Annotated in this window: 5 protein-coding genes; 4 read left to right on the plus strand and 1 reads right to left on the minus strand. The window is 44.1% G+C overall.

All coding sequences use genetic code 11. The features are described from left to right. Positions 1–95 precede the first annotated feature (95 nt). Together gloA and AB4583_RS13665 are read left to right on the plus strand one after the other, a co-directional pair. Positions 96–512 carry a lactoylglutathione lyase gene (gene gloA / locus AB4583_RS13660; RefSeq protein ID WP_004734046.1) on the plus strand — a complete coding sequence of 139 codons (417 nt, stop codon included), beginning with the start codon at positions 96–98 and terminating at the stop codon, positions 510–512. A gap of 204 nt (positions 513–716) precedes the next feature. After that, on the plus strand, positions 717–1151 hold the full coding sequence (locus tag AB4583_RS13665) for a DUF2753 domain-containing protein (RefSeq protein ID WP_004734047.1): 435 nt from the start codon (positions 717–719) through the stop codon (positions 1149–1151). Between the two features lie 103 nt (positions 1152–1254). On the opposite strand, the gene motY is transcribed toward AB4583_RS13665, so the two are convergent. Beyond that, entirely contained in the window at positions 1255–2136 is an 882-nt protein-coding gene (gene motY, locus AB4583_RS13670) for a flagellar protein MotY (protein ID WP_372117759.1), read from the minus strand. Between the two features lie 188 nt (positions 2137–2324). On the opposite strand from motY, the gene rnt reads away from it, so the two are divergent. After that, complete coding sequence (gene rnt / locus AB4583_RS13675) at positions 2325–2969, plus strand: ribonuclease T (protein ID WP_017061178.1); 645 nt, start codon at positions 2325–2327, stop codon at positions 2967–2969. A gap of 65 nt (positions 2970–3034) precedes the next feature. Continuing rightward, positions 3035–4360, plus strand: a complete 1326-nt coding sequence (locus tag AB4583_RS13680; protein ID WP_048611564.1) for a Na+/H+ antiporter family protein — start codon at positions 3035–3037, stop codon at positions 4358–4360. Positions 4361–4483 lie beyond the last annotated feature (123 nt).

Raw genomic sequence — 4483 nt, forward strand, 5'->3', positions numbered from 1 at the left:
CTAAGAAGCTAAGAAGCTAAACCGTGCCGCACTTTTCTGGCGGCATAAAACAGAATTACAAAAAACGTAAACATAGTTAACGCTAGGAGCAAATCATGTCAAACGGTCGTATTTTACACACCATGCTACGAGTTGGTGATCTAGATAAATCTATCGAGTTCTACACCAACGTAATGGGCATGCAACTATTACGTAAGAACGAAAATAAAGAGTACGAATACACACTGGCTTTTGTTGGCTTTGGTGACGAATCTCAAGGTGCTGTTATTGAGTTAACTTACAATTGGGGCACAACTGAATACGACCTAGGCTCAGCTTTCGGTCACGTAGCGATCGGTGTTGATGATATCTACACTACGTGTGACGCGATTAAAGCCGCTGGCGGTAACGTGACTCGTGAAGCCGGCCCTGTAAAAGGCGGTTCTACTCACATTGCATTCGTAAAAGACCCTGACGGCTACATGATTGAGCTTATTCAGAACAAACAAGCAAGTGCAGGCCTCGAAGGTTAGTCACTAACCATTGCGATACTAGGCTTTGAAAGCAAGAGCTAAATTAATGCACAAGAGAAGCGAGCACTATGCTCGCTTCTTTTTTATCAATTCATTCATAATCAATATTCTTTACCCACTATTATTCACAATCTAATCGATGAAACTTTACATAATAATGATTATCATTTAAATTAAACCCATCTTGATTAGTGAGGTTATACAATGATTAGCGAATGGGAAAAACACACGTTACTTGCCGATACTGCATTGCAACTCGACGATCCTGTACGAAGCATTCTTCACTATCAGCAGGCGTTGAATTTAAGCGAAGAAATTACTGAGCGTACTGATATTCAGGCCGATGAACGCTTACTGATTTCGGTCATCTCTTGCCACAACCTTGCTCAGTTTTGGCGATGGGCGGGCGATACAGAATATGAACTTAAGTACCTTCAGCTTGCCTCTGAAAAGGTCCTGACACTGATTCCTCAGTGCCCTAATACGCAATGCTCTAGCTTTATAGATTCTATTGGTTGTTGTAAAAAAGCCCTTATCGATTTCATGAAACGTCATCCAAATCCTAAAATAGCCTCTATGGTTGAAAAAATCGATACTGCGACCAACTGTGAAATGATTGCTCGGTTCCGCTTGAATTAATGGTTGCCTCGAATAATTAGAGCCAAATCGACATGTTATCCAAACAAAAAATGCCCATCACGTAGATAGGCATTTTTATCTTTATCTAGACAAGCTATTCAGTTTAAACCTGTGTACGGCCTAAAGAGATCACAACGCGTCGGTTTTTATCTTTACCAATTGGCGAGTTGTTGTCAGCAATCGGGCGACGCTTACCATAGCCTTGCACTTGAATGCGATCTTCCGGCAAACCAAGTGATTTAAAGTACTCTCTCAAAGACTCAGCTCTTCGTTCTGACAGGTTTTGGCTAATACCTTTGCTGTCTGCCGAATCGGTGTAGGTCGCGACTAACACAAGGTCAATGTCTTGGTTATAGCGAACGTAATCGGCAATCTGGCTCAGCCTTTTGCGCGACGACTTGTTCAGCTGGTCGCTGTTGCGGTCGTAATGCAAAATAGTGAAAGAGATATCTTCAAAGCTGTAAGGCAGCAGGTTAGCAACACAGTCACTGAACACATTGTATTTTTCTTGGAACAACACCGACGACAACGACACTTCGATACGTTGATCTCGGCTCTGCCACTCTTGGTAGCTGAATGTCGGATAACGCCCTTTCTCCAACTCACTCAAGATGCCCCAAGCTGTTTGACCGCCGACATAGCCGTCAAATTGCTGGAAGAACTTAATGGTTGTCATACGATCAGCACTTTCACCCGGACGCCAAGGTGGCGGCATAGAGATCAAGCTTACATTGCGCGTCGCACCCATTGGACGGCGCATTTTAAGCTCAAAGTCCAAAATGATTTTTTTACTCGCGCGAGATGAGAACTCAGCATCACCAAAGTTTGGAATTGGGTGGACCAAGCGACATTCAAGTGGCGTGTTGGCTACCATCTCCCATGTCGACTGTTGAGGAGATGCTCCGTAACGCTTTTCTTGTGCCATGACCGATGACGACACAAGTAGCGAAAATAGCATTGAACCTGTTATGAGTTGTTTCTTCATAAAGTGGAGTATCTCTTAAGCAATTCGTTTAACAATGCAGCCAATTGCCGCATTTTTCTCTCACGTTTAAATATGCAATTATCAAGCCGCAATGGGTTAGGTAATTTAAGATTTATTGCCCTTCCCTAGTTTTTATCACTGCTATTATCTGCAATAATGCAGCCTTAATCACACTTATTTGGGCTAACATGACTGTAGAAAACGAAGCTCTGACCCTAAAAAAACGCTTTCGCGGCTATTTTCCAGTGGTCATCGACGTGGAAACCGCAGGGTTTAACGCTGAAACCGATGCATTATTAGAAATCTGTGCCATTACATTAAAAATGGATGAGAACGGAGATCTGCACCCTGCATCAACGCTTCATTTTCACATTGAGCCTTTTGAAGGCGCAAATATAGAGCAGGCAGCATTAGACTTTAACGGAATTAAAGACCCATTTAGCCCATTACGTGGTGCTGTGTCGGAACAAGAAGCCCTTAAAGAAATCTACAAGCTAGTGAGAAAAGAACAAAAAGCTTCAGATTGCAGTCGCGCAATCATGGTTGCTCACAACGCTACATTCGATTTGAACTTCGTTAATGCGGCAAGTGAGCGCTGTAAGCTTAAACGCGTCCCTTTCCATCCATTTGCTACTTTTGACACTGCAGCTCTTAGTGGTCTTGCCTACGGCCAAACCGTTTTGGCTAAAGCTTGCCGCACTGCAGGGATGGAATTTGACAACAAAGAAGCACACTCTGCTTTGTATGATACGCAAAAAACCACAGAGTTATTTTGCGGCATTGTAAACAAATGGAAAGCCCTTGGTGGTTGGCCTCTTGTTGACGAAGAATAAAAAATAGAGTCGGTAAACGTTCACTCGTATTGCCTTCATAAAAAACACAACATCCCGAGAATAATATGAATCCTGTTGTAATTTCAGTTTGCATCATGCTTGTTTTAGCTTTGATGCGCGTAAACGTAGTCGTTGCTCTGACGTTCAGTGCAATTATCGGTGGCGTAGCCTCTGGTATGAGCTTGAACGACGCAGTCGCGGCTTTCGAAAGTGGATTAGGCGGCGGTGCAACGATTGCACTTAGCTACGCTATGCTTGGTACATTCGCTGTTGCTATCTCACGTTCTGGTATCACAGATCTCCTTGCTCAAAGTGTTATCAAACGCATTCACGGCAAAGAGAACAGTGCGGCATCGACTGGTCTTAAATACGGCATACTTGCGTCGTTGATCTTAGTGACCATGTCTTCGCAAAACGTGATTCCAGTACATATCGCCTTCATCCCAATCTTAATCCCACCTCTACTAGGCGTATTCGCAAAAATGAACCTAGACCGCCGTCTAGTTGCGTGTGTACTTACTTTTGGTCTGATTACACCTTACATGGTGCTACCGATTGGTTTTGGTGGCATCTTCCTAAACAACATTCTGCTTAAAAACCTTCACGACAATGGTCTTGAAAACGTAGTAGCAAGCCAAGTGCCAATGGCGATGTTGTTACCCGCTGCGGGCATGATCTTCGGTCTTCTTACTGCAGTATTCTTTACTTACCGTAAACCTCGCCAATACAAAGAAACCTCTCACACTGTTGTTTCAACAGAAGTGAAAGAGATCAACAAGAAGCACATCCTAGTAGCAGCAGCTGGTATCGTAGCAGCGCTAACAGTTCAACTATCGACTGGCTCTATGATCATCGGTGCTCTAGCGGGTTTCATGGTATTTACCTTCGGTGGCGTTATTGCTTGGAAAGAGACACAAGATGTCTTCACCAAGGGCGTTCACATGATGGCAATGATCGGTTTCATCATGATTGCAGCAGCAGGTTTCGCGGCAGTTATGAAGCAAACAGGTGGCGTTGAATCTTTGGTTGAAGCACTTTCAACAAGCATCGGCGACAACAAGCCTCTAGCAGCACTACTTATGCTAATTGTTGGTCTATTGGTTACTATGGGCATTGGTTCTTCGTTCTCTACGATTCCAATCCTTGCAACTATCTACGTTCCACTAGCAGCAGCATTTGGCTTCTCGCCAATGGCAACAATCGCTCTAGTAGGTACAGCTGCTGCACTTGGTGATGCGGGCTCTCCGGCTTCTGACTCAACATTAGGTCCAACGTCTGGTCTAAATGCTGATGGTCAACACGAGCACGTATGGGAAACCGTAGTACCGACGTTCCTGCACTACAACATCCCACTGATCGTATTCGGTTGGATTGCAGCCATGGTTCTGTAGTAAAGAACCTAAGCTATTATTACAAAGACCGCCTCGTGCGGTCTTTTTTGTCTCTGAGATTCATTCTACTCTTCCTTCCGCTCACTCTCATTGAACTAGCGACACCAATCGAGTAGGAGGAGG

Origin of the sequence: Vibrio sp. 10N.222.49.C12, assembly GCF_041475025.1 — a bacterium.
GTDB lineage: Bacteria > Pseudomonadota > Gammaproteobacteria > Enterobacterales > Vibrionaceae > Vibrio > Vibrio crassostreae_C.